Origin of the sequence: Bradyrhizobium sp. HKCCYLS1011 (assembly GCF_051167795.1) — a bacterium.
Lineage (GTDB): Bacteria > Pseudomonadota > Alphaproteobacteria > Rhizobiales > Xanthobacteraceae > Bradyrhizobium.
The window spans coordinates 705,855-728,655 of the sequence record NZ_JBNPTT010000002.1 but is presented as its reverse complement, the minus strand read 5'-3'; the positions used below and the strand labels follow the sequence as shown (position 1 = coordinate 728,655).

General features: G+C 62.2%; 24 protein-coding genes, 1 pseudogene and 2 riboswitches. Of the genes and pseudogenes, 11 read left to right on the top strand and 14 right to left on the bottom strand.

The annotated features are described in order from the left end of the window. Positions 1 to 316: 316 nt before the first annotated feature. The gene (gene metW, locus ACQR1W_RS07910; RefSeq protein WP_434850246.1) at positions 317 to 982 is read right to left on the bottom strand and encodes a methionine biosynthesis protein MetW; all 666 of its coding nucleotides are present in this window, start codon (positions 980 to 982) and stop codon (positions 317 to 319) included. Between the two features lie 2 nt (positions 983 to 984). Continuing rightward, positions 985 to 2,196: a homoserine O-acetyltransferase MetX gene (gene metX / locus ACQR1W_RS07905; protein ID WP_434850245.1), complete on the bottom strand. Its 1,212-nt coding sequence runs from the start codon at positions 2,194 to 2,196 to the stop codon at positions 985 to 987. A gap of 89 nt (positions 2,197 to 2,285) precedes the next feature. Continuing rightward, positions 2,286 to 2,365, bottom strand: a riboswitch (SAM riboswitch). Positions 2,366 to 2,561: 196 nt separating this feature from the next. Between metX and ACQR1W_RS07900 the strand changes: the two genes are divergently transcribed. From ACQR1W_RS07900 to ACQR1W_RS07890, 3 genes are read left to right on the top strand one after another with little or no spacing between them, the layout of a single operon-like run. Next, positions 2,562 to 3,395 (top strand): chorismate mutase, encoded by an 834-nt coding sequence (locus tag ACQR1W_RS07900; RefSeq protein WP_434850461.1) that lies wholly within the window; start codon positions 2,562 to 2,564, stop codon positions 3,393 to 3,395. A gap of 43 nt (positions 3,396 to 3,438) precedes the next feature. Then, positions 3,439 to 4,536: a histidinol-phosphate transaminase gene (gene hisC, locus ACQR1W_RS07895; RefSeq protein WP_434850244.1), complete on the top strand. Its 1,098-nt coding sequence runs from the start codon at positions 3,439 to 3,441 to the stop codon at positions 4,534 to 4,536. After that, complete coding sequence (locus ACQR1W_RS07890; protein ID WP_434850243.1) at positions 4,533 to 5,468, top strand: prephenate/arogenate dehydrogenase family protein; 936 nt, start codon at positions 4,533 to 4,535, stop codon at positions 5,466 to 5,468. Before hisC ends, ACQR1W_RS07890 begins: the two co-directional genes overlap by 4 nt. Positions 5,469 to 5,492: 24 nt before the next feature. Here ACQR1W_RS07890 and ACQR1W_RS07885 read toward each other — a convergent pair whose 3' ends face one another. Beyond that, positions 5,493 to 6,677 carry a DUF2125 domain-containing protein gene (locus ACQR1W_RS07885; RefSeq protein ID WP_434850242.1) on the bottom strand — a complete coding sequence of 395 codons (1,185 nt, stop codon included), beginning with the start codon at positions 6,675 to 6,677 and terminating at the stop codon, positions 5,493 to 5,495. Between the two features lie 99 nt (positions 6,678 to 6,776). Between ACQR1W_RS07885 and ACQR1W_RS07880 the strand changes: the two genes are divergently transcribed. Beyond that, positions 6,777 to 7,373, top strand: a complete 597-nt coding sequence (locus ACQR1W_RS07880) for a gamma-glutamylcyclotransferase (protein WP_434850241.1) — start codon at positions 6,777 to 6,779, stop codon at positions 7,371 to 7,373. A 4-nt stretch (positions 7,374 to 7,377) separates the two neighbouring features. Here the strand turns inward: ACQR1W_RS07880 and ACQR1W_RS07875 are convergent, their stop codons facing one another. From ACQR1W_RS07875 to ftsE, 4 genes are all read right to left on the bottom strand, one after another. Beyond that, on the bottom strand, positions 7,378 to 8,145 hold the full coding sequence (locus tag ACQR1W_RS07875) for a lysophospholipid acyltransferase family protein (RefSeq protein WP_434850240.1): 768 nt from the start codon (positions 8,143 to 8,145) through the stop codon (positions 7,378 to 7,380). Between the two features lie 12 nt (positions 8,146 to 8,157). Continuing rightward, positions 8,158 to 8,871, bottom strand: a complete 714-nt coding sequence (locus ACQR1W_RS07870; protein ID WP_434850239.1) for a YdcF family protein — start codon at positions 8,869 to 8,871, stop codon at positions 8,158 to 8,160. A 122-nt stretch (positions 8,872 to 8,993) separates the two neighbouring features. After that, positions 8,994 to 9,962 carry a cell division protein FtsX gene (locus ACQR1W_RS07865; protein ID WP_434850238.1) on the bottom strand — a complete coding sequence of 323 codons (969 nt, stop codon included), beginning with the start codon at positions 9,960 to 9,962 and terminating at the stop codon, positions 8,994 to 8,996. After that, positions 9,955 to 10,614 carry a cell division ATP-binding protein FtsE gene (gene ftsE, locus ACQR1W_RS07860; RefSeq protein ID WP_008974123.1) on the bottom strand — a complete coding sequence of 220 codons (660 nt, stop codon included), beginning with the start codon at positions 10,612 to 10,614 and terminating at the stop codon, positions 9,955 to 9,957. Before ftsE ends, ACQR1W_RS07865 begins: the two co-directional genes overlap by 8 nt. 389 nt (positions 10,615 to 11,003) lie before the next feature. On the opposite strand from ftsE, the gene ACQR1W_RS07855 reads away from it, so the two are divergent. Together ACQR1W_RS07855 and ACQR1W_RS07850 are read left to right on the top strand one after the other, a co-directional pair. After that, the gene (locus ACQR1W_RS07855) at positions 11,004 to 11,852 is read left to right on the top strand and encodes an MJ0042-type zinc finger domain-containing protein (protein ID WP_434850237.1); all 849 of its coding nucleotides are present in this window, start codon (positions 11,004 to 11,006) and stop codon (positions 11,850 to 11,852) included. 51 nt (positions 11,853 to 11,903) lie between these two features. Further along, positions 11,904 to 12,281, top strand: a complete 378-nt coding sequence (locus tag ACQR1W_RS07850; protein ID WP_008974120.1) for a response regulator — start codon at positions 11,904 to 11,906, stop codon at positions 12,279 to 12,281. A 359-nt stretch (positions 12,282 to 12,640) separates the two neighbouring features. On the opposite strand, the gene ACQR1W_RS07845 is transcribed toward ACQR1W_RS07850, so the two are convergent. Continuing rightward, positions 12,641 to 13,159 carry a hypothetical protein gene (locus ACQR1W_RS07845; RefSeq protein ID WP_434850236.1) on the bottom strand — a complete coding sequence of 173 codons (519 nt, stop codon included), beginning with the start codon at positions 13,157 to 13,159 and terminating at the stop codon, positions 12,641 to 12,643. Between ACQR1W_RS07845 and ACQR1W_RS07840 the strand changes: the two genes are divergently transcribed. Further along, positions 13,142 to 14,890 (top strand): PAS-domain containing protein, encoded by a 1,749-nt coding sequence (locus ACQR1W_RS07840; RefSeq protein WP_434850235.1) that lies wholly within the window; start codon positions 13,142 to 13,144, stop codon positions 14,888 to 14,890. The two genes, ACQR1W_RS07845 and ACQR1W_RS07840, sit on opposite strands and share 18 nt — an antisense overlap. A 204-nt stretch (positions 14,891 to 15,094) precedes the next feature. Here the strand turns inward: ACQR1W_RS07840 and ACQR1W_RS07835 are convergent, their stop codons facing one another. The 3 genes from ACQR1W_RS07835 to ACQR1W_RS07825 all read right to left on the bottom strand — a co-directional run bounded on the left by ACQR1W_RS07835 (position 15,095) and on the right by ACQR1W_RS07825 (position 16,413). Further along, positions 15,095 to 15,601, bottom strand: a complete 507-nt coding sequence (locus tag ACQR1W_RS07835; RefSeq protein WP_434850234.1) for a GNAT family N-acetyltransferase — start codon at positions 15,599 to 15,601, stop codon at positions 15,095 to 15,097. A gap of 53 nt (positions 15,602 to 15,654) precedes the next feature. Next, entirely contained in the window at positions 15,655 to 16,056 is a 402-nt protein-coding gene (gene folB, locus ACQR1W_RS07830) for a dihydroneopterin aldolase (protein WP_434850233.1), read from the bottom strand. A gap of 36 nt (positions 16,057 to 16,092) precedes the next feature. Then, positions 16,093 to 16,172: riboswitch (ZMP/ZTP riboswitch) on the bottom strand. Positions 16,173 to 16,281: 109 nt separating this feature from the next. Then, positions 16,282 to 16,413 carry a hypothetical protein gene (locus ACQR1W_RS07825; protein WP_434850232.1) on the bottom strand — a complete coding sequence of 44 codons (132 nt, stop codon included), beginning with the start codon at positions 16,411 to 16,413 and terminating at the stop codon, positions 16,282 to 16,284. Positions 16,414 to 16,904: 491 nt separating this feature from the next. On the opposite strand from ACQR1W_RS07825, the gene ACQR1W_RS07820 reads away from it, so the two are divergent. Beyond that, positions 16,905 to 18,311: an invasion associated locus B family protein gene (locus ACQR1W_RS07820; RefSeq protein WP_434850231.1), complete on the top strand. Its 1,407-nt coding sequence runs from the start codon at positions 16,905 to 16,907 to the stop codon at positions 18,309 to 18,311. A gap of 63 nt (positions 18,312 to 18,374) precedes the next feature. Here ACQR1W_RS07820 and ACQR1W_RS07815 read toward each other — a convergent pair. Next, positions 18,375 to 18,674, bottom strand: a pseudogene (locus tag ACQR1W_RS07815) (LysR substrate-binding domain-containing protein); the annotation flags it as partial. A 162-nt stretch (positions 18,675 to 18,836) separates the two neighbouring features. On the opposite strand from ACQR1W_RS07815, the gene ACQR1W_RS07810 reads away from it, so the two are divergent. Then, entirely contained in the window at positions 18,837 to 19,484 is a 648-nt protein-coding gene (locus ACQR1W_RS07810) for a septation protein IspZ (protein ID WP_434850230.1), read from the top strand. Between the two features lie 108 nt (positions 19,485 to 19,592). Here the strand turns inward: ACQR1W_RS07810 and plsY are convergent, their stop codons facing one another. After that, a complete protein-coding gene (gene plsY, locus ACQR1W_RS07805; protein WP_434850229.1) occupies positions 19,593 to 20,279 on the bottom strand; it encodes a glycerol-3-phosphate 1-O-acyltransferase PlsY in 687 nt (228 codons plus the stop codon). A 71-nt stretch (positions 20,280 to 20,350) separates the two neighbouring features. Further along, positions 20,351 to 21,274, bottom strand: coding sequence for a LysR family transcriptional regulator (locus ACQR1W_RS07800; protein WP_434850228.1), 924 nt, complete (start codon positions 21,272 to 21,274; stop codon positions 20,351 to 20,353). Between the two features lie 103 nt (positions 21,275 to 21,377). Here ACQR1W_RS07800 and ACQR1W_RS07795 point away from each other — a divergent pair, with 103 nt between their 5' ends. Continuing rightward, positions 21,378 to 22,247: an NmrA/HSCARG family protein gene (locus tag ACQR1W_RS07795; protein WP_434850227.1), complete on the top strand. Its 870-nt coding sequence runs from the start codon at positions 21,378 to 21,380 to the stop codon at positions 22,245 to 22,247. A gap of 42 nt (positions 22,248 to 22,289) precedes the next feature. After that, a complete protein-coding gene (locus ACQR1W_RS07790; protein WP_434850226.1) occupies positions 22,290 to 22,763 on the top strand; it encodes an SRPBCC family protein in 474 nt (157 codons plus the stop codon). Positions 22,764 to 22,801 lie beyond the last annotated feature (38 nt).

The following is a 22,801-nucleotide window of genomic DNA, read 5'->3' as shown; positions in this document are numbered from 1 at the left end:
CCAGCCGGAACCCGGTCTTCCCTGCGCCTCTCTGAGTGGGAGGCGAAGATTTTCGCAAAGCTCGGCGCAAATGCTCCGCGGGGGTGCCCTGGGACGCCGTATGCTGTTCGAGACGTAAACCCGGAGACTCAGGCCGTGACGTCGCCAAGCCTTCCTCTGTCGTCCCGGCGAAGGGCGGGACCCATACCGCGGATTCTATCGGATAGAAGCAAACTATCAGTCATCGTCTAGCAAGGCCGGTGGTTACGGGTCCCGGCGTTCGCCGGGACGACATCGGAGATTGCCGAAACAACTCGCGCCCCGGAATGACGTGGGACTACCGCGCCTTCCCGGCCCGACTGAGCAAGAAGATCCCCTGCTCGCCGAACATGTTCCAGAACCACCAGGGCATATTGAAGCGCAGCGGGCGGGCGTAGGAGTCGAGCGCCACCGCGCGCTCCATCTTGACGTTGATCTCGTCGCAGAGCTGGACGAAGTCCTTGATGGTGCAGAAATGGATGTTGGGCGTGTCGTACCAGGTCGCCGGCAGGTTCTCCGTCCGCGGCATGTGGCCGCCGATCAAGAGCTGCAGGCGCATGCGCCAGAAGCCGAAATTCGGAAACGTCACGATCGCGCGCCGGCCGATGCGCAGGAGATTTTCGAGCACCGCCTTCGGCCGGCGTGTCGCCTGTAGGGTCTGCGACAGGATCACGTAGTCGAACGCGTCGTCGGGATAGTTGGAAAGGTCTGTGTCGGCATCGCCCTGCACCACCGCAAGGCCCTTCGCGACGCAATGGTTGACGCCCTCGCGCGACAGCTCGATGCCGCGTCCATCGATGCCGCGGCTCTCCAGGAGCTGCAAAAGATCGCCGTCGCCGCAGCCGACGTCGAGCACCTTCGAGCCGCGATCGACCATCTCGGCGATCAGGAGATGATCAGGACGATAGGCGAGCACCTCGCGCGCCGCCGCGCCGTTCAACGGCAGGACCTGTTGCAGCGACATCATCACTCTCCCGGCTCGTTCAGCCCGCGCGCCTTGCCCGCGGATTCGAGGAAGGCACGGGCGATGTCGAAGAATTCGGGTACATCGAGCAGGAAGGCATCATGCCCCTTGTCGGTCTCGATCTCGGCAAACGACACCCGTGCGCTGGACGCGTTGAGCGCATGCACTAGCGCGCGCGATTCCGCGGTCGGAAACAGCCAGTCGCTGGTGAAGGAGACGACACAGAAGCGCGTCTCGATGCCGCGGAAGGCTGCCGTCAGCACACCATCATGATCAGCGGCGATGTCGAAATAATCCATCGCGCGGGTCAGATAGAGATAGGCGTTGGCGTCGAAGCGCTCGACAAAGGACGAACCCTGATAGCGCAGATAGCTCTCAACCTGGAAATCGGCGTCGAAGGAGAAGGTCGGCAGCTCGCGATCCTGCATGCGGCGGCCGAACTTGCGATGCAACGCGGCGTCCGAGAGATAGGTGATGTGCGCGGCCATGCGCGCCACCGCGAGCCCGCGATGCGGATGCACTGCCTTGTCGGCGTAGCGGCCGTGATCCCAGTCCGGATCGGCCATCACGGCCTGGCGACCGAGCTCGTGGAACGCGATGTTCTGCGCCGAGTGGCGCGTCGCGCAGGCGATCGGCAGCGCCGAGAACACCCGCTCCGGATAGGCCGCCGTCCACTGCAGCACCTGCATGCCACCCATCGAGCCGCCAACAACAGCAAACAGCGTATCGATGCCGAGATAGTCGACCAGCATCGCCTGCGCGCGCACCATGTCGGGGATGGTGATGATCGGAAAGTCCAGGCCCCAGACCTTTCCGGTCGCAGGGTTAAGCGAGGCGGGGCCGGTCGAGCCCATGCAGCCGCCGATGACGTTGGAGCAGATGATGAAGTAGCGGTTGGTGTCGAGTGGACGGCCCGGGCCGACCATGGTCTCCCACCAGCCAGGCTTGCCGGTCATCGGATGACGGTTGGCGACATGCTGATCGCCGGTCAGTGCGTGGCAGACCAGGATCGCATTGGACTTGTTGGCATTGAGCTCGCCATAGGTCTGGTAGGCGATCTGGAACGGCGCGAGGTCAACGCCGCAGTCGAGCCGCAACGGCTTATCAATGCCGAACTCAGCGACCGGCGAGCTCGGATGATCGACCTCATGCGAACGCTCCTGCGGCGGGATCGCGCGCCGCGGCGTTTTCGATTTGGGCGTCAGGCCTGTCATGTCTCTGTCCCCGGCGCTTGCCGAGGCTCCCGAACCACGTGACATATCAGGCCATAAAAAACCCGGCCTGAACTTGGGTTCGGCCGGGATCGAAACTGTCCCCGGCCTGTTTAGCGAGTTTTTTAACGTGGCTGCAAGCCGGCCGGCTCAAATGACCACGGAATAGGCATTAACCTAGTCCCGCGCACGACCGACGTCAAGGCGAGCGATAGTTAACGGCATCCCGCTGACGTTGCAGCTGTAGCAATTCTGAAAGCCAAGCAGCGCGGGGTAAACTTGGTGTTGCGCGGACCTCATCGATGGGACAGAACGACAAAGGCCTGCCGCGCAGCAGGCGTTGCATGCAGCCTAGAGATTATCGCGCGATGCCCGAGACGCCTCCCGCCCCGCCCTCTCTTGCCGATCTGCGCAAGGAGATCGATGCGATCGACGAGCAGATGCATCAGCTGTTGATGAAGCGCGGCGACATCATCGATCGGCTGATCCAGGTGAAGAAGACGCAGGAGGTCGGCTCGGCCTTCCGCCCGGCGCGCGAAGCCGACATGATGAAGCGCCTGGTTCAGCGCCATCGCGGCATTCTGCCGCTCGATACGGTCGAGAGCATCTGGCGCGTGATCGTGTCCACCTTCACGTATGTGCAGGCGCCGTTTTCCGTGCATGCCGACGTCTCGGTCGGCGAAGCCGCGATGCGCGATTCTGCGCGGTTCCATTTCGGATTCCTCGTGCCTTATGTGGCGCATTTCAGCGCCCAGGCCGCGGTCGAAGCGGTGGCGAAATCCAAGGGCGATCTGGCGCTGGTCTCGGTGACATCGGGGCATACGCCGTGGTGGATCGCGCTCGAGCCGGTCGGCGCGCCGAAGATCATCGCCCGGCTGCCATTCCTGGAGCGCGCCGATCATCCGGCGGCGCTGCCAGTCTTTGCGATCTCGCGCGTAGCCGACGATGCGCTGCTGCTGGAGGTCGAGACCTGGAGCATCCGCGTCTCCGGATGGAATGCCCAGGTCGCGCGGGCGCTATCGCCTCTGGCCGACATCGTAACGGTGCCGGATACCGCCTTCGACAGCGCCGCCCTTCTGGTCTCGATCGAGGCCCCCTCGAGCCTCGAAAAGATCAGGGCAGCCCTGATCGCGGCTGGCGCCTCGGTGCGCTCGACGGCCCTCGTCGGCGGCCATGCAAAGCGCTATACGGTCCCGAGCTAGGGCCTGAGCCTCTGGCCGCCCTGTTACCTTCCGGAGTCTTGAGATGTCCCGCCCCGTGCCGAATCCCGGCATCCTCGATATTGCGCCCTACACGCCCGGCAAGAGCCCGAAGCCGGAGCCGGGCCGCAAGGTGTTCAAGCTTTCGGCCAATGAGACCCCGTTTGGGCCGTCGCCGAAGGCGATCGAGGCGTATAAGAGTGCGGCTGGTCATCTGGAGGACTATCCCGAAGGCACCTCCCGGGTGCTGCGCGAAGCGATCGGCCGCGCCTTCGGCCTCGATCCCGACCGCATCGTTTGCGGCGCCGGCTCCGATGAGATCCTCAACCTGCTCGCGCACACTTATCTCAGCCACGGCGACGAGGCGATTTCGACCACCCACGGCTTTCTGGTTTATCCGATCGCGACCATGGCCTGCGGCGCTAAGAACGTGGTCGCAGCCGAGCGCGAGTTCACCTGCGATGTCGACGCGATCTTGAATGCGGTTACACCGCGCACCAAGCTGGTGTGGCTGGCCAATCCGAACAATCCGACCGGCACCTTTATTCCGTTCGACGAGGTGAAGCGCCTGCGCGCCGGCCTGCCGTCGCATGTCGTGCTGGTGCTGGACGCGGCCTATTCCGACTACGTGTCGCGGAACGATTATGAGCTCGGCATCGAGCTCGTCGCCACCACAGAGAATACCGTGGTCACGCACACGTTCTCCAAGATCCATGGCCTTGCAGCGCTGCGCGTCGGCTGGATGTTCGGCCCGGCTCACATCATCGATGCGGTGAACCGGATTCGCGGCCCGTTCAACGTCTCCACGCCGGCGATGCTCGCAGCCGTGGCTGCAATCGAGGACACCGCGCATGTGCGGATGTCGAAGACGCATACCGAGACATGGCGCAATTGGCTGACTGAGGAGATCGGCAAGCTCGGCCTGAAGGTCACGCCGAGCGTAGCGAACTTCATCCTGATCCACTTCCCGACCGAAAAGGGCAAGACCGCCGCCGAGGCCGACGAGTTCCTGACCCGGCGAGGCCTGGTGCTGCGCGCGCTCGGCAACTACAAACTTACGCATGCGCTGCGCATGACGATCGGCACCGAGGAAGCCAATCGCCTCGTGGTGGACGCCTTGCGCGAATTCATGGGGCCGAAGTGAACGCATCGCCGAAATTCGAGCGCCTCGCCCTGATCGGCTTTGGCCTGATCGGCGGCTCGATCGCCCGCGCCGCACGTGCGCACGGTCTGGCCGGCGAGATCATCACGACGGCACGCTCGGAGACGACGCGCGCGCGCATCGCCGAACTCGGCATTGTCGATCGGGTGGTCGCGAGCAATGCGGAAGCCGCAGATGGTGCCGACCTCGTCATCCTCTGCATTCCCGTCGGCGCCTGCGGGCCTGTCGCGCAGGAGATCGCCGGCCACCTCAAGCCGGGCGCGATCGTCTCCGATGTCGGCTCGGTCAAGGGCGCCATCGTCCGCGACATGGCGCCGCATCTGCCGAAAGAGATTCATTTCGTTCCGGCGCATCCCGTGGCAGGCACCGAGAATTCCGGGCCTGATTCGGGCTTTGCGGAGCTCTTCATCAACCGCTGGTGCATCCTGACCCCGCCGGAAGGGGTCGACGCGGGTGCAGTCGACCGGCTTCGCGCATTCTGGGCTGCGCTCGGCGCCAAGGTCGAGATCATGACGCCCGATCATCATGATCTCGTGCTCGCGATCACCAGCCATCTTCCGCATCTGATCGCCTACACGATCGTCGGCACGGCCGACGAACTCGCGCAGGTCACGGAATCCGAGGTGATCAAGTTTTCCGCCGGCGGCTTCCGCGACTTCACCCGCATCGCGGCCTCTGATCCGACGATGTGGCGCGACGTGTTCTTGAACAACAAGGATGCCGTGTTGGAGATGCTCGGCACCTTCAATGAGGATCTCGCCAAGCTGACCCGCGCGATCCGTCGCGGCGACGGCCAGGCGCTGTTCGATCATTTCGCCCGAACCCGCGCGATCCGCCGCGGCATCGTCGAGATCGGTCAAGATTCCGCCGCGCCCGATTTCGGCCGACCGCATCCGCAGATCAAGCAGCCGTAAGGGCTGAGACCCGTGCAGCTCCTGCTAAAACAGTGGCGGGATCTGCGCGACCTTGAACGGGCCAAGCACGACCGCGCCGTCGGAGATGCGCAACGGGAATGTACGCGCCTTGCGCCCTTCGAGCACGGCTTCCTTGCCCAGCGCATTGATGCCGGCAGTGACGCCGGCATTGGCGTTTTGCTTGATGACTTTGCCGAGCCCTGGAATCGCGCGGTCCAGCGCGCCGAACAGATTGTTGAGATCCTGCGACTTCACGCCGGGAGCGACGCGATCGAGCGTCGACTGCGGCACGCCGCTGTCGAGCATCTTGTCGATACCCAGCGCCGGGATCACCTTCTCCATCCCCGCAACGGTCATCTGCAGCTCACCATCAATATTGCCATTGGGTGTGAGGCTGAGCGTGCCCGAGGCGACGGCAAGCAGTTCGCCCTGCTGAATCCGCGACTGCACGATCTCGACATGCCCGCCGGCAGCCTGGATCTCCCGAAACCGCTCCGGCCACGGTTTTGGCCGGAAATCCTTCAGCCCAGAGAGCCGCGTCTGAATGTCGGCATTGAACGGTTCGGCGAGCAGCGGATGGCTGCCCTGAATGCTTCCGCTCGCGATCTGCAGCGCGGTCTCGATCACCGGATGATCCGTCGGCGATCCCTCGGCAAGGCGGCCGTGCAATTCGACATGATCAGCGCGCGCAAGCGGCACCTGGTTGGCTCCATCGATCCGATCAATGGTGGGATTGTCGAACACCAGTGCTCCACGCTCCGGCGCGACAGGCAAGCCGTAGACACTGGCCTCGCCGAGCCGCCAGTTCACCGCGAAGGACGCAGGATCGCTGCCGTTCGAAATTGCCGCGGGTCCCGTGAATTCGGCGATCAGACGTTTCGGGTCATAGACCTGCGCGACGACCAGGATCTCGCCGAGCTTGGCTGTCATCAGCGGGGTGCGGGCCGCCTGCCCGAACAGCGAGACGCTGGGGTCCTCGCAGCGGACCTCGAGCCGGAACGGGAAGCCGGCGACCGAATGCCGCGCGCAATCATAGACGCGTCCGGACTTCGCCTCGCGCGCACGCCAAGCATCGGCCTGGACATCGACCTGCGAAGCGGCAAAAAACCAGAATGCGCTCCACGCCACGGCGGCGATCAGGAGCAGAACGGGAGCGATGAAAAGCCCCCACAGCGGGCGCCTGCGCGGCGCTGACCTCATATCGGACATGCGGGGACCCTTTGCGGAGCAATTTTGGCAATTCGGCGATCACGGATTGTGTATTTAAGTTAACGAATGCGCATCGGCCAGCATGGGGCTCCTAATCTTATGTCGACAATGAACCTGTCTGAGAGCGAATTCCCTCGTGGCGATCTCTGGGTGTTCGGCTATGGCTCGTTGATGTGGCGGCCCGGGTTCGATTTCGTCGAGCAGGTTCCGGCGCGGTTGATCGGTGAGCATCGCGCACTGTGTGTGTATTCCTTCGTTCATCGCGGCACACCGGAGAAACCGGGGCTGGTGCTCGGGCTTGACCGCGGTGGCGCGTGCCGGGGCATCGCGTTCCGAGTCAAGGAACAGAACCGCGAAGCGGTGATCGCCTATCTGCGCGCACGCGAGCAGGTCACGTCGGTCTATCGCGAGGTGAAGCGCTCGGTGTGGCTCGAGAACGAGGCCCGCCAGCGGGTGAGCGCCCTGACCTATGTGGTCGATCGTGGTCACGTGCAATATGCCGGCCGGCTGTCGCCAGTCGAGCAGCTGCGCCATGTGCGGCAGGGCCACGGCCAATCCGGCCCCAATCGCGAGTATGTGCTCTCGACCGTGAAGGCGATCGAAGCACAAGGCTTTCGCGACGCGCAGCTGCATCGGCTGGCGCTGATGCTGCACGACGACGGCCATGCGCGGCATCCACCGCAAGACGGAGCATAACACCTCACGCCTTGGCCGCCTGCGGCACACGGCCGAACAGCTGCGCCTGCTCCGCCTCGCCCGCGGCGACGAGACGATTGGTCGCATCCTCGATCGCGGTTTCGACACGGGAGAGAAACTCGTCGCGCGGCAGCCCGGGCGGCAGCGGATCGAGGAATTCGACGACCAGCGTGCCGGGATAACGCATGAAAGAGTTGCGCGGCCAGAACAGGCCGGAATTGAGCGCGACCGGCAGGCACGGCACGCCGCAATCGACATAGATCAGGCCAACGCCGGCCTTGTAATGCGGCGGCGCGCCGGGCGGCCGGCGCGTGCCCTCCGGAAAGATCACGAACTGGCGTCCGCGTTTCACCTCCTCGGATGCGCGGCGCACGACCTGCATCAAGGCGCGCCTGCCGGCGCTGCGGTCGATCGCAACCATGTCGGCCTTCATCAGAAACAGCCCGAAGATCGGAATGCGCCTGAGCTCGCGCTTCAGCACGAAGAATGGCTCGTCGAAGAAGTGCAACAGCGAGATGGTCTCCCACATCGATTGATGCTTGGCGGCGACGATCAAAGGACCCTTCGGGATCTTCTCGACGCCGCGATATTCGACCCTGATGTTGCAGATCACGCGCATCAACAGGATGTTGGTCTGCCCCCACCAATTGGCGACGCGCATCAAGGCATTCCGGGGCATCGCAAGGGTCGGCAGCGCCACCAGCGCCCAGAAGATGAACACCGGATAGAACAGGATGTTGAACACCAGCGAACGCAGAAAGATCGAAACCATCGCACATCCTGTTCAATTGGCCTGCGCCGTGGCCGGACGATGCGCCAGCGCTCCGCTCGGCGGTTCGCCCTCCGGCGCGAGATCGAGGCCAAGATCGGCGAGACGCACCCTGACCTCGGCGGCGACATATTTCGCATATTCGGACAACAGCAGCCGTAACGTAGGACCGCTGGTCCACCACGGCTCGTCCCGCCAGCGCTCGCCGACCACGGCGTAGGGAATGAGATCGATATCGGGCATCGCGTGCGAGAGCTCCACGATCGCGCGCGGCATGTGGTAGTTCGAGGTCACCACGATCACCGACTTGAAGCCGCGCTCATGCGCCCAGCGCCGGGTCTGGGCGGCATTGCTGCGGGTATTGATCGCCGAATAATCCAGATCGACGCAACAGGCGATGAACGACCGCGCCTCGGGCAGCGAGCGCGAAATGTCATTGGCGTCGTTGGTCGGATGCACGCCCGAGATCAACAGCCGCCTGCCATAGCCGCCGGCCAACAGTTCGACCGCGTCCGATACGCGCGACGAGCCGCCGGTGAGAACGACGATGCCGTCGGCCTGGCGCTCCGGCTTGATCTCGGCGCCACGCAATTGCGACAAGAAGCCGATAAAGCCGATCGCCGCCACCAGAAAGCCCAGCGCCAGCGCGGCCACCATTCCCGCCACACCGCGCCCAACCACCCGAAAAAAGGAGGGGCTCGGCGGCGTATCGTCGGTCTGCGAACCCATGCGACGTCCGGCGGCCCTCTCCTTGGATCATGATGCGGCATGCGCAGACGCACCTCCGGCGCAGACGATTTTAGGCTTTTTTTGGCTAAAGTGAAATCCGGCGTGGCAGCGGGCCGGTCCCTTCAGTCGATGCTCTCCAGCGTCGCGAACAGGGTCCGGCGCGCAGCCCAGCCGGTGACGGCCGCGATCACGACCGCCTGCACCGCGATCACGACATAGCCGAGCGGCCGCAGCGAGAAGGTCCCGAGCAGCGCCGCGAACTGGTCTCCCACCGGCGTGCCCGAGAACCAGTTGGCGATCGACTCGGAGAAGCCGAAGCCAAGCATCGCGATGCCGGCGCCGATCACGCCGCCCTCGAGGCCGAGCTGCAGGAAATGGCGCAGGAAATGATTGGCAATGTAGCGGTCGCCGGCACCGACGAAGTGCAAGACCTCCACAATCGGCCGATTCGCCGCCATCGCACCGCGGGTCGCGAACGAGACTGAGAGGATGGTGGCGGCGATGACCAGCACGAGAATCCCGATACCCGCCAGCAAGGTGGCTCCGGTCATGGAACGCATCCGGTCAATCCAAGCCCGGTGATCATCGACGCTGGCATTCGGCGCGATCATGGTGACGCGCTCGCGCAGGCCGGCGAGATCGAACGTGCTGCCGGGCTGAACGCGCGCAACGATCACGCGTGGCACCGGCAGGTCGTCGAAGGAGAGGCCACTGCCGAGCCAAGGCTCGAGCAGCTTGCCGGATTCCTCCTTGGTGAAGGGCTTGGTCTCGACGATCCCGGGCTGGGCCCGCATCGCGTCCACCACCGCCGCGGTGTCGCGATCGAGATCGCGCCCGGTCCTGGGGCGCACTTGCACCGTGATCTCGCTTGCGACCTCCGACTGCCACTCCGCCGCTGATTCGCTGACCAGCATCACGGTGCCGGTCGTGATCGAGGCAAGAAAGGTCATGATCGCGACCACCGCGACCAGCGCGCGGCCGGCGATCGACGCCCGCGGCACGATTGGGGATACGATGCGCGCCTGCGCCGGCAGCTGCGGGCGCTCGTCGCCAAGGTCGACCAAAAGGCCGCGATCGTCCACGCTACTCATAGATGTGCAGCCGTCCCTGATGTAGCACCAGCCGGCGGGCCTCATACTGGTCCATCAGCGTGATGTCGTGGGTTGCGATAATGACCGCGGTCCCGGAGCGGTTGAGCTCGATGAACAGGCGCAACAGGCGGCGGCCCAAGGTCGGATCGACGTTGCCGGTCGGCTCGTCCGCGAGAAGCAGCTGCGGCCGCGAGATCACCGCGCGTGCGATCGCCGCCCGCTGCTTCTCTCCACCAGACAGGATTGGCGGAAGTGCGTCCATGCGCTCGCCCAGACCCACCCATTTGAGGAGATCGATGACCTCCTTGCGATAACTGGACTCCTCGCGGCCCATCACCCGAAACGGCAGGGCGACGTTCTCATAGGTGGTCATGTGGTCGAGCAGGCGGAAGTCCTGCAGCACGATGCCGATCCGCTTGCGCAAATCGGCAATCTCGTCCTTGCCGAGCAGCGAGATGTCATAGCCGAACAGGTTGACCAATCCGCGGGTCGGCCGCAAGGACAGGAACAGCAGCTTCAAGAGCGACGTCTTGCCGGCGCCGGAGGGCCCGGTCAGGAACTGGAAGGAGTGCGCGGGAACATTGAAGCTCAGGTCGCGGAGAATCTCCGGCCCGAGCCCGTAGCGCAATCCGACATTTTCGAACCGAACCAAGCGTCAGCTCCGTCCGAAAGCTTGCTCGCGCGGCTTGGGCGCAAGCAGGCGTTTGGCTGCATCAGCCAATGTGGCTCTCGTTATGGTTTCCGGTTCGTTAACGGTCACCATGTACCATCCGCGTGCTGAGGTTCCAAAGTTCGTCATGCGGTCCTTCTAGTGTCCGACGGCGGCATTCGCATCTCTTTCGCATCCCCCCTCGGGATGCACATTTTGCGAATGTGAACGCCGTGGGAACATTAGATAACACATTGATGCCAGTGAAGCTTTGGATTTGACGTCTCGCCGCCTGCGATTCTCGGAAGGCGTACGCGAAGGTTAAATCCGCTTCACTGGTCACGAACTGTCCGGATACGACGCGGTCAAGGCCGCTGGTGGAGACAGGCTGGATGTTCATCGTTTGCCCTCATTGTACAACATCTTACGCCATCGATCTGGCAACATTGGGTGCGGACGGCCGCACTGTCCGCTGCTCCCGCTGCAAGGAGGTCTGGCTGGCGCACCCCGAAGACGCGGTCGAGGCGCCCGCACCGATGCCGGCCATGGCGGAAGCCGGGCATTCCGATGCCCTGCCGGAAGAAGCCAATTGGGAGGCACTTGCGCACGATGAGGCCGACGACCACCCTCCGGTGGTCGATAGCCCCTCGATCGCCGCAGGCTGGCCGGAGGAGAGCACGGACAACCAAGCCGAATGGTCGACGGCAGAATTTGACGAAACCGAGAACGGGGGCAGCCGTCCGCCCTGGTTTCGCAGGCTGTTGAAGCGACCCGATTTCGCAGGCAGTGCCGGTAAGTCCGTATTCAACCTGCCGGCGCTCACGGCTGCCATGGCCGCCCTCGTCCTCGCCCTCGTGGTCTGGCGCGCCGACGTGGTGCGGCTGATGCCGCAAACCGCCGGCTTCTACAGACTGGTGGGACTCGACGTGAACCTGCGCGGCGCCACCTTCAGGGACTTGAAAGTCGCGATGGAAACGGTAGACGGCAAGCCGGTGCTGGTGATCGAAGGCGCCGTCGTCGCCACCGGCCGCAAGGCGGTCGACCTGCCGCGCCTGCGCTTCAGCGTGCGCGACGCGCAGGGCGCCGAAATCTACGCCTGGAATGCCGTGCTCGATCAGACCACGCTCAAGCCGGGCGAGCGCGCCGCCTTCAAGTCGCGTCTCGCTTCGCCCCCTCCCGAAGGACGCAATATCGATATACGATTCTTCAACCGGCGCGACGTTACCGCTGGCAATGCGTAAGGTTGGATCTCGCGGGCTTCTCGCGAGGCCACGAGAGAGAAAGGCGAGACGATGTCGCGCGTGCTCATCGCCGACGACGAAGAATCCATGCGGACCTTGGTCGCACGAGCGATTGCGATGGACGGCCACGACACCGTCACGGCGCAGGACGGCGCCGAAGCGCTGGATATTCTCACGCGGGAGAACGGCGCTTTCGACCTGTTGCTGACCGACATCCAGATGCCGGTGATGGACGGCATTGCGCTGGCGCTGTCGGCGGCACGCGATTTCCCGCATTTGACCATTCTGCTGATGACCGGCTTTGCCCATCAGCGCGAACGTGCCTCCAATCTGAGCGCGATCGCGCATGACGTGATCACCAAGCCGTTCTCGGTCGCCGACATCCGCACGGCTGTCGCAGACGCGCTGGCATCGAAGCGGGCGCAGTAGTCTGGTCTCCTCCATCGCGTCTTGAGGCATTCCGATGCGTCAGTGCGAGGCGCGATGGCTTCAAAACAATCCACAACTGCTCGACCGACTCTGCGTTGCTTCGGCGCAAGCGCGCCTCGCAATGACGGAGACATGCATCCTCGATCTCGCGGAGCGATTTGCACCCGAGCTCTCCATCAGCTTCACCCTCGAAGGCAGAGGGCGCAGGGAATGCCGGGTGAAGGCCTCACCCATGGCCCGCCTGCATCAAAGAAAGCAGGCGGCAGTTACCACAGGTGCAGCCGATCATCCGGCATTCCCTGCGCGATGGTTTTAACGCTTATACGTGATCTCCCCGGGGACCGGCTCTCTTGCCCCCGTCACTTGCGCAATGCCCTCGCATCGCAAAGCGATGTCGAGAAGCATCGTCGCAAGCTTGACACCAGCACCGGGATGCCAGGACCACACGACTTCACGTCCGCAAGAGTATCGTTCGTCAGCACCTCCAAAGGACATGCTCCGACATCTCGCGGCCACCGCATCCCCGCCTCACGTGTCGTGACGATTGGCCGAAACGTCCCTCTGCTCGAGGCGGGATGGAGAGAGATAAGCACGATTTCTGAAAAAAAGAAATTGGAATATTTTTCACGACACGACTGGACAGGCCGAGCCGCTTTGAAAACGCTGGCAAACTGCGTGTTTGGGCGCAGGCGATCTGGCAGCGGTTTTTCCAGCTCGGCGCGATATCGAACCGGCGAGGCCGATCTGGCTGCCTTGCGGGATGCATTTTCATCAGCTTGTTCATAGGGACATTCGTGGGAACGACGGTCGGTATCAGCCTTTACCGCTGACACCAGATTCGGGTGGCGTACCGATCGCCGATGATTGATCTCAATCAAGATAACCTATCTGCCGCGGAGCTTTTATGTGCCGTTCCGACGAGGCTGAAATCTTGGGAACGGCATCGAGCGTCCCTCGATTTGCCTTTCCGGCTGAGCCGAGGTGCTTGGCCACGAACAACAGCCTTGCATGACGTCAATCATAGAGCAGATCAATTGATCCGGAGCGTGAACGAGATGCTGTTGTCCAAAGCGGACGAAGTTCAGATCACGAATGATCAATTCCGGGCCGCTATCGATAGTATGCCACAAGGGCTCTGCGTATTCGACTGCGAGCAACGAGTCGTCATATTCAATGAGCGGTTCCGCGAGATCTATGACTATCCAAAGGAACTCCTCAAGGTCGGGACTCCCGTCGTTTCTCTTATCGAGAATCTCGAAAGAAGAGGCATTGCGAGAGATATTACGGTGGACGAGCTCCGTAATCTCCCCGTCGGCCAGCGGCGCTACACCCTCGCAGATGTAAAGGGCCGACTCATCTCAATACAGCGTTTCAAGACGTTGGATGGCGGCTGGGTTTCTACTCACGAGGACGTCACCGAGAGGAAAGCGGCTGAGGAACAGCTTCGCCAGGCGCAAAAGATGGACGCAATGGGCCGCCTCACTGGCGGCATGGCCCACGATTTTAACAACATTCTCACGGTAATCCTCGGCAGCATAGAAGTCCTCGCACTGGGCGTGGCCGATCGCCCCGCGCTCGCCGCGATCGCGAAAATGATCGACGACGCGGCGACGCGAGGCGCAAATCTTACGCAGCAACTGCTCGCTTTCTCTCGCAACCAGCCGCTCGCACCGCGCGACGTCAACATCAACTTTTTGATCATCGAGACCGCGAAGCTATTGCGGCCGACGCTTGGTGAGCAGGTCGAGATCGAGCTGCATCTGGAACCAGACACCTGGCACGCAATGGTCGATCCCTCGCAGCTCTCGGCCGCGTTGCTCAACCTCGCGATCAACGCGCGCGATGCTATGCCGGATGGCGGCAAGCTAGTCTTCCAGACCAGCAACGTGATGCTGGACGAAGCTTACGCCGCGAGCAAATCCGAGGTGAAACCTGGATCGTATACTATGTTGGTGATCAGAGACACCGGCACTGGCATTCCCGCCAGCATTCGCCGGAGGATCTTCGAGCCGTTCTTCACGACCAAAGAAATTGGCCGGGGTACCGGCCTCGGCCTCAGCATGGTCTATGGCTTCGTCAAGCAATCGCACGGACACATCCAGGTCGATAGCGAGATCGGTCGCGGGACGACGATGAAGATCTATCTGCCCCGCAGCAATCAGCAAGAAGAGCTCGCGAGCGCCGACGCAAGGCCCTCGGCACTTCCGATCGGGAGCGAGACGATCCTCGTCGTTGAGGACGATGACCTCGTCCGCAACTACGTGCTCATGCAGTTGCAGAGCCTCGGGTATGCTACTTTGTCGGTGGGTGATGCGGCCAGCGCTCTCCACCTGGTTGAGAGGGGTGAGGAATTTGATCTCCTCTTCACAGATGTGATCATGCCCGGCGGGATGAACGGTCGGCAGCTTGCGGACGAAATCAAGAAGTTGAGACCCCACGTCAAGGTGCTCTACACCTCAGGCTACGATGAGAACGTGATCGTTCACAACGGTCGTCTTGATCCAGGCGTTGAGCTACTTCCGAAGCCCTATCGAAACACCGAATTGGCGAGAAAAATAAGAGAAGTACTTGAACGACCGGCGCAACCAGCATTCTTGAAACCGAGCTGAGAATGACAGAGAGGACGCCTCTGGGTTGAAAGCGCCCGTCTTCCATGATTGCTTACTTCCGGTCCAACCGCCAACAGCGGAGATCGCTGGAGCCGGCCGCAAAGTTCGAGATGGGCCAATAACGACAGTCGGTCTCCTTCAATTCGCCACGTGCGAGGTGCGATGCCGCCTCATCCAGGCATGCCTTCCTGGGCACGTGACAGCTCATAATTGGAGGGCGTAGTACCGTGAGTAGGTCTCGCCGCCTGGGTCCCAGGGGGCGGCAGGTTGGAAGCCCATGCTTTCGTACAGGCGATGCGAGACCGTCAGCGCGCTGTTGCTGGACAAGCGTATGCGATCATATCCGGCGCTGCGGGCAAAGCTGATGAGTCCATCTGCAATAGCCCGCGCGATCCCGCGGCCTCGGTAGATCGGCGCGACAAACATGCGAACCATTTCGCACTCTCGATCGTCGAGACGATTGATCGCACCGGTGCCGACGATTGCGGTTTCGGCCACCGCACACAAAAAGAGAGCCCGATCGACATACACGGCTTCTGCGTTGTCAACGTCCGACAGGCGAGAATAGATGAAGTCCCGCACAAAAGAGTCCGGGTGATCATGAAAATGCTCATGCCAAACCGCTTCGATCAGACGCCGAGCAGCCGGCGCGTCGTCAAGCCGGAATGGTCGAATTGCCCAATTTGGTTCGGGGCGTGTGAGGATCGCCATGGGCATCTCCTCCTTGATCAGTCCCTGACGTGGGCGCGAGATGCTGGGCAAGCTCAGACTCCGGCGATCTCGTCCTGACCCAGCACGAGGTCGGCACGCCGCAGGCTTACCTGGACGCCGACCTGTTCTATCGAATGGGCAATCGGTGGACTGGATTTCGCAACGGCGACCGTAATGCTGTCCATGATCGTGAAGCGCCGCAGCAGACCCAGGGCAATCGTCTCACCTAGAGCCTCCAGTGTCTGGAACTTGTCCGACGCCGCAATTCTCACTGCTTCATCGACGACGGCATCATATCTCACGGATGAGTCCAGATCATCACTGAGGTGGGTCCGGACCTCTCGCAGCGCGATTGTAATATCAAAACTGAATTTTTGTCCGAGCGTTCGCTCTTCCTCGAACAGGCCGTGATAGCCGTAAGTTTGAAGTCCGGTGATTTTGATCGACGTCAGCATGGGCAGCTCCAGAAGAAGCGCTTCAACAGGGGAATCCCCATTTGCCCAGGCGAACGGCAGTTATCCCGCGCTTCCCGATGGTGCTCCATCCGATGTCGCCAGTCACGCGAGGACACTACGTTAGCAGCGTTCCACGATGCCCACAATGAACATTGTCATGCCTGGTCGTTTGCCTGCGCTCCTGATCGAAGCGCTGGGCGTATTATCGGTCCAGGTCACTTTTGCTCACTGCTCAACTGACGGTGCAAGACGGATCACCATGGGGAGGCGCAGATGCAGATAGAGATAGAGAGAGCCGATCGCGCGGGCCGCGGAGACATTGATCTCGGGCCCTCCAATTCGATGGAGCACAGCCATGATGGCCGCGCCGTTCGGATTGGCGCCGAGCCCTTCGCTAAGAATCTGGATCAGACGAGAGCGCAGCCTGTTTGCAGACCGGTCCGTTCGATCCGGATCGAGGGCTACGCCTGGAGCAAGAAATGCTCAGCACATCTCCAAGCACTCCGACCTGAGGCGCGCGACGACCACATCGTCTCCCTCGTCTGCAGGCTCACCGCAATGAACTTGCCGATTCGACGCATTTCGACGTCTCCCATGCCGCGCGCGGTCGCCGCCGGTGTTCCGAGGCGAGTACCGCTTGACCTGAGCGGCGGGCGCGGGCTGCAGCGGTCTTTGGCGTAGTGCGGCTACATCGCACTGGTCCGCTATGGTTGGCGTCGCTCACTCGAGGTTTGATCTATGTCAAAGGGTTAGCGTCTCGGCTACCTAGCCTTCGACCGGCGGACAAGTATTTCGGTAGATCTGCGCGCGCGGATCGTTCCTTCTTTCCCTGCGAGCGGAGTAAGAAGATGCTGAAGCGCCTTCTGATTTCTCTGATCTGGCTGGCGTGCCTCCCGCCGCTCCATTCCGCGACCGCTGCGGAAGGCGTTAGCGCATCAGAAAAAATCCAAGAGGAAATCTGGGCGCTACCCTTTCCACTGCCCGTGCTTGCCTTCGTGGTAAGGCCAATTGGCGATGGCCCGTTTCCCCTCGTGATCATGAACCACGGAATCGCGCTGGGCGCCCAAGAACGAACAATGTTCCCGACGATCGAATACCGGGCCGCCGCACTGTGGTTCGCCAATCGGGGCTATTTCGTCATTTCCCCAGTAAGATACGGCGCGAGCAGCGTTGATGACAAGGATCAGGGGCTTTACGGCTCGGTGTTTGCGCATGTCGGCAGTTGCGATAACCCGAATTTTCGGGGGCCCGGCCTCGCCATCGCCACTCTGAATGAGTGGGTCATCGACTATATGAGTAAGAAGAAGATCATTGAGCCCGGCAAGGTCGTCGTCGTGGGGCAGTCGGGCGGCGGATGGGGATCGATTGCCCTTGCGAGCCGGAACCCATCGTCGGTTCAGGCCATCGTCACCTTCGCGGCTGGACGCGGAGGGAGGGTAGACGGCAAGCCCAACAACAATTGCGCTCCCGATAAGCTCGTCGCCGCTGCGGGCGAATTCGGTCGGACTGCGCGAGTGCCGATGCTGTGGATATACGCGGAGAACGACACCTATTTTGGGCCTGAGCTGACGAAGCGGATGAATGACGCCTTCATCGCAGCGGGAGGGAATGCGGAATATCGCCAGTTCCCGCCGTTCGGAAGCGACGGCCATTTTATGATCGATTCACCTGACGCCGTGCCGATCTGGTCTCCACTGGTAAGCCAGTTTCTCGAAAAGCATTCAGCAAATGGCAACGGCCAACCACAAGCGGATACAAAGGCTTCTGCTGAGGTGAAGTTTGAAGCCAAGCCTCCGCAAGTGCACCTCCCGGAAAAGATCCAATACTCGGACTGGCAAAAGCTTTGCTTTGACTCGTCCGATGGAACAACGATCTGTCGGACCACATCTACCGGAACCGACGACCTTGATCAGGTGGTGGCGCGTGTCGATCTGATTCAGCGCGCCGACGGTCCAGCCCGCCTGCAATTGTTCGTGCCACAAGGAGCTAACCTGCAGCGTGGAGTCAATTTAACGGTGGACCAGGGACCGCCAACCCAAATCCCGTTCACCTGGTGCCTCACCAACATCTGCATCGCAGCGGCCCCGGTGGATGCGCATCTGATAGCGGAAATGGAGTCCGGCAAGAATTTGAAGCTCGAACTGACCAATTTCAACTCTTCATCGGTTGCGTTGACACTATCGCTGGATCAATTTGCTGCTGTGCGCAGGGGAGCAGCAGCTCAAACCTTTGAATTCGGCTTGGATGAGGAATGAAAAGCCTTATTCGGCTTCGCTAACGTGGCTCGGCTACCCCGACAGCGTGAGGATGGTTCTGCGTTAACTGTCGACATAGACCGCCAGTTCATCAGGCGTCCCCGTCGGAAAGGCGTCCTTCAGAAAGTCCAGGAAGGCGGAGACGCGCGCGCTCAAGAGCCGCAGCGACGGATACAGAGTCCAGAGCGCGATCTCCGGCCCGTCGACATCGCCCAAATGCACCAGCGTGCCGGCAGCGAGATCGTGGCTGACGAGTGAGATTGGCAGTCGCCCGGCGCCGACGCCGGCTGCCTGGCCCGTCCAGCCCTGTACTGTCGAGTTGCATTGAATCGGAGCCTGCGACGGGATTGACCGCTCTTGACCTTGGCCTCCGCGGTGCGGTGGCCAGATTATTCCTGTTGGTTTGCGTCGTGCTTCTGCGGTACTGATCCTTCCTCTGATTGTTCGCACCCGCATTCATTCTTAGCGTCTCTCTTGATAGCAAGGGGACGCCGATTGGCCAATAGAAGCGGAGCTCGACGCGCGATGAGAGACTTCCTCGAAGCGATCAAACTGTTGCTGCTCGATCTGGCTTCTACCCTTTTCTTTCTCGTTGTGTTTCTCCTGACCCACAACACGATCCTCTCCGTCAGCCTAGGCTTTGCGCTCGGCATCACCCAGATCGCAATTCAATTCCTCCGGCGAAAGACGATCGACATCATGGAGTGGCTGAGCCTGTCTCTGGTCATCGCCGCAGGCACCGCGACGCTCCTGACCGACGACCCCCGCTTCGTGCTGTTCAAGCCAAGCGTGATCTATCTGATCGTCGGCGTGGCCATGCTCAAGCCGGGTTGGATGATTCGCTATCTGCCGGCCATTGCAAGTGCTGTCGCCTCTGACGTCGCCGTCGTCGTTGGCTTCGTCTGGGCCGGCCTGATGTTCGTGTCGGCAGCAGTGAATGCCTTCGGGGCGATGGCCTGGAGCCTGCCGACTTGGGCTATGATCATGCCGATCTTCGGGATCGTCAGCAAACTGGCAGTCTTCGTTGCTGGATTTCTAGCAATACGGTTCACAGTCGTCCGCCGCATAAAGGCGATGCCCGCCCCTGAACGCGAAGCTCTCCTGATCTCGACGGGACGACAGAGCCAGCTGCCCTCGGTGCCGGTCGCAAGCTCCAGCAGGCGTATGTCATAGCCGATCTCGCTTTTTCAATATCAACCGCACTTCCAGAGCGTCGGCGGGGACGGCTTCCGCTTCGGGTCAGAGACCCGCGCGAGATCGAGGCTCAGGAAAATACATGCGCTAGACTTGCACCTCTGCTTTCGTATCGGGGCCGTTTCGGCCCAGGCGCGGCTCAGTCCCCCCTAATAGCCGCTGAATATTGGCACGATGGCGAACAATCACGTAGATGCCGCCTGCGATCACCAGCAACCGATAGGGCAACGGCTGCTCGAAACCGCAGACGAGAACGATGGCTGTCAACGCCGCGAGGATCGAGGCGAGGGAAACGATCCGACCAATCGCCAGTACGATGCCAAAGACCGCTGCAGCACCCAATCCCACTGGCCACGACATCGCCAGCAACACGCCCAGCCCGGTCGCGGCGGATTTGCCGCCCGTGAAATTCAACCAAATCGAGCGGCCATGCCCAAACAACACGGCAATTCCGGCCAAGCAGACAGCCCATGGCACCCAGATTTGCAAATCAAACGCCGTCGGCGGCGTCGGAGCTAACTCGGTATAGAGCCAAGGACAGAACGACCGGACAACGATGATGGCAGCTACGCCTTTCAGCACATCGATGATGAGCACCACCAACGCAGGCCATTTGCCAAGGGTCCGCAATACATTTGTTGCCCCGGTGGATCTGGAGCCATGCTCTCGAATATCAATGCCCCTGAGGAGTTTCCCCGCCAGATAGCCTGTCGGCGTAGATCCGAAAAGATAGGCGATCACCAATCCAACCGCGCTCGCTGTCAAGAAGGCCATGTCTTTTCCATTTCGATGCTAACGGTGTTTCATCGCCGATTTTGTTTGGGCCGATGGCCGATCGGACGCTCTCATCCCCCGACATAGGCCGCGAGTTCGTCAGGCGTCCCCATCGGAAAGGCGTCCTTGAGGAAGTCCAGGAAGGCGGAGACACGCGCGCTCAGCAATCGCCGCGACGGATAGAGCGTCCAGAGCGCGATCTCTGGCCCGTCGACATCACCCAAATGCAGGAGCCTGCCGGCAGCGAGATCGTGGCTGACGAGGGATATCGGCAGTCGCCCGGCGCCGACGCCGGCGCGAACCGCGTCGCGGACCATGAGGAGCGACGACAGGCGAAGCACTGGATCAATCGCGATGCGCGACTTCCCTGACGGCGTCGTGACATTCCAGGCTGCAGCCTGGTCGGCGGCCCCGCGCACGACGGCGGGTATGGCGGAATTGTCCGCCGGTCGAATGCGGCCTGATGGAATAAGCCCTGGTCTAACAAGACTCGGACTCGCCACCGCGACCAGGCGGTCGCGCAAGAAGATGCGTCCGACCAGCGTGTCGTCCGGATCGGGATTGACCCGGATCACCAGGTCATACCCCTCCTCCACCATGTCGACGGTGCGGTCTTCCGTCGTGACCTCAAGCCGGACTTGCGGATATTTCACCGCGAACGCGGCTGCCAGCTTCCCCATGGCGGTCTGCGAAAACAACAGCGGCGCGCTGATCCGCAACCGTCCTCGCGGCTTGTCCCCGCCGGAGGCGATCGCAGCCGCCGTCTCGTCGAGTTCGGCGAGCAATGCCCCCGTGCGCTCGAACAGCACCCGCCCCTCCTGGGTGAGCTTCAATGCGCGCCCGCCACGCTCGAACAGCCGCAGATCGAGGCTGGTCTCCAGCTCCGCGACCCGTCGGGAGAGGGTCGCTTTCGGCCGCCCGGACGCGCGCGCAGCCCGGCCGAATCCTTCGTGCCGGGCGACCAGGTTGAAATCAGCGAGGGCCAGCAAATCCATCTGTTCCACCAGTGAGACGGTCTGTCCAAATATACCGTCTATCGGATCAAATGTGGATCGCTAATTTCCGGGGTGTCTTCTCACCAAACCCGGAGTGACCCCCATGACCATCCTCGTTACCGGCGCAACCGGCACCGTCGGCCGCCAAGTCGTCGAGCAGCTCGCCAAGCGCGGCGCCGATGTGCGCGCCCTCGTCCGCGATCCCGCCAAGGCCCATTTCCCGGCTGGCGTCACCGTCGTGCAGGGCGACCTGCTCGATGTCGACTCGCTGCGCGGCGCGTTTTTCGGCGTTTCCACCTTGTTCCTGCTCAACGCCGTGGTTGCAGATGAATTCACGCAAGGACTGATCGCACTCAACGTGGCGCGACAGGCCGGCATCGAGCGGATCGTCTATCTCTCGGTGATCCACAGCGACCTCTACGTGAACGTGCCGCACTTCGCGGGCAAGTTCGGCGTCGAGCGGATGATCGAGCAGATGGGCTTCAACGCCACCATCCTGCGGCCCGCGTATTTCATGAGCAACGACCTTGCGATCAAGGACGTCGTGTTCAACTACAGCGTCTACCCGATGCCGATCGGCGCCAAGGGCCTCGCCATGATCGACGCCCGCGACATCGGCGAGATCGCGGCGATCGAGCTCATTCGCCGCGAGCAGGCTTCCGGCCCGCTGCCGCTCGAGCGGATCAATCTGGTCGGTCCGGATACGCTGCGAGGTGCTGATGTCGCGGCCATCTGGTCCGAGGTGCTGGGCCGCGGAATCGCCTATGGCGGCGACGACACCGCCGCGTTCGAGCAGAATCTGCGGACGTTCATGCCGAGCTGGATGGCCTTCGACATGCGGCTGATGAGCGAGCGTTTCCTCACCGAGGGAATGATCCCAGACCGCGGCGACCTCGAGCGCCTCACCGCGCTGCTGGGCCGCCCGCACCGCTCCTATCGCGACTTCGCCGCCGAAATCGCGGCCTCGGCCTGACGGCACGGGCCAACCTCAACCACGACAACAAGGAATTCCATCATGATCTATTCCACCGCCACCATTCCGGTGAATCCGGAAGGCGCAACGCCGCTGAGCCGAGCCCAAGTATGGCAAGGCCTGGTCCTCAAGGCCCGCGACGCCCGGCTGTTTCTTCCGCCCGGCCTGTGCACCCGCTGCGAGGTCGTCGAGGACAGCGCATCTCATATCGTGCGCGACGCGACGATCGGAGGCACCGACCTGCGCGAGATCATCAGCTTCGAGCCCGAGCGCAAGGTGACCTTCTTCCAGGCCACCGGCCCGCGCGAAGGCGCCATCATCAACGAGCTGTTCGAGGACGAAGCCGGCGCGCTGCAATTGCGGTTCTATTGCTATCTCGGCCTGCGCGGCAAGGAGCCGAACGGCCCCGAAGAGCGGGCCGAGCAGGCGCAGTTCGACGGCGACAAGGGCTACAAGAGCGCGCTGCTGTCGACGCTGAAGCGGACCCGCGAGCTGCTCGCGGAAGGCAAGCTCTAACCCCACCAGACATTCAACGAACGGGACGGCCTCGCAGG

Excerpts from the sequence above, each read along its gene's own strand:
- metW (WP_434850246.1), bottom strand. The coding sequence starts at position 982 with ATGTCGCTGCAACAGGTCCTGCCGTTGAACGGCGCGGCGGCGCGCGAG.
- metX (WP_434850245.1), bottom strand. The coding sequence starts at position 2,196 with ATGACAGGCCTGACGCCCAAATCGAAAACGCCGCGGCGCGCGATCCCG.
- ACQR1W_RS07900 (WP_434850461.1), top strand. The coding sequence starts at position 2,562 with ATGCCCGAGACGCCTCCCGCCCCGCCCTCTCTTGCCGATCTGCGCAAG.
- hisC (WP_434850244.1), top strand. The coding sequence starts at position 3,439 with ATGTCCCGCCCCGTGCCGAATCCCGGCATCCTCGATATTGCGCCCTAC.
- ACQR1W_RS07885 (WP_434850242.1), bottom strand. The coding sequence starts at position 6,677 with ATGTCCGATATGAGGTCAGCGCCGCGCAGGCGCCCGCTGTGGGGGCTT.
- ACQR1W_RS07880 (WP_434850241.1), top strand. The coding sequence starts at position 6,777 with ATGTCGACAATGAACCTGTCTGAGAGCGAATTCCCTCGTGGCGATCTC.
- ACQR1W_RS07875 (WP_434850240.1), bottom strand. The coding sequence starts at position 8,145 with ATGGTTTCGATCTTTCTGCGTTCGCTGGTGTTCAACATCCTGTTCTAT.
- ACQR1W_RS07870 (WP_434850239.1), bottom strand. The coding sequence starts at position 8,871 with ATGGGTTCGCAGACCGACGATACGCCGCCGAGCCCCTCCTTTTTTCGG.
- ACQR1W_RS07865 (WP_434850238.1), bottom strand. The coding sequence starts at position 9,962 with ATGAGTAGCGTGGACGATCGCGGCCTTTTGGTCGACCTTGGCGACGAG.
- ACQR1W_RS07855 (WP_434850237.1), top strand. The coding sequence starts at position 11,004 with ATGTTCATCGTTTGCCCTCATTGTACAACATCTTACGCCATCGATCTG.
- ACQR1W_RS07850 (WP_008974120.1), top strand. The coding sequence starts at position 11,904 with ATGTCGCGCGTGCTCATCGCCGACGACGAAGAATCCATGCGGACCTTG.
- ACQR1W_RS07840 (WP_434850235.1), top strand. The coding sequence starts at position 13,142 with ATGATTGATCTCAATCAAGATAACCTATCTGCCGCGGAGCTTTTATGT.
- ACQR1W_RS07835 (WP_434850234.1), bottom strand. The coding sequence starts at position 15,601 with ATGGCGATCCTCACACGCCCCGAACCAAATTGGGCAATTCGACCATTC.
- folB (WP_434850233.1), bottom strand. The coding sequence starts at position 16,056 with ATGCTGACGTCGATCAAAATCACCGGACTTCAAACTTACGGCTATCAC.
- ACQR1W_RS07825 (WP_434850232.1), bottom strand. The coding sequence starts at position 16,413 with ATGGCTGTGCTCCATCGAATTGGAGGGCCCGAGATCAATGTCTCCGCG.
- ACQR1W_RS07820 (WP_434850231.1), top strand. The coding sequence starts at position 16,905 with ATGCTGAAGCGCCTTCTGATTTCTCTGATCTGGCTGGCGTGCCTCCCG.
- ACQR1W_RS07810 (WP_434850230.1), top strand. The coding sequence starts at position 18,837 with ATGAGAGACTTCCTCGAAGCGATCAAACTGTTGCTGCTCGATCTGGCT.
- plsY (WP_434850229.1), bottom strand. The coding sequence starts at position 20,279 with ATGGCCTTCTTGACAGCGAGCGCGGTTGGATTGGTGATCGCCTATCTT.
- ACQR1W_RS07800 (WP_434850228.1), bottom strand. The coding sequence starts at position 21,274 with ATGGATTTGCTGGCCCTCGCTGATTTCAACCTGGTCGCCCGGCACGAA.
- ACQR1W_RS07795 (WP_434850227.1), top strand. The coding sequence starts at position 21,378 with ATGACCATCCTCGTTACCGGCGCAACCGGCACCGTCGGCCGCCAAGTC.
- ACQR1W_RS07790 (WP_434850226.1), top strand. The coding sequence starts at position 22,290 with ATGATCTATTCCACCGCCACCATTCCGGTGAATCCGGAAGGCGCAACG.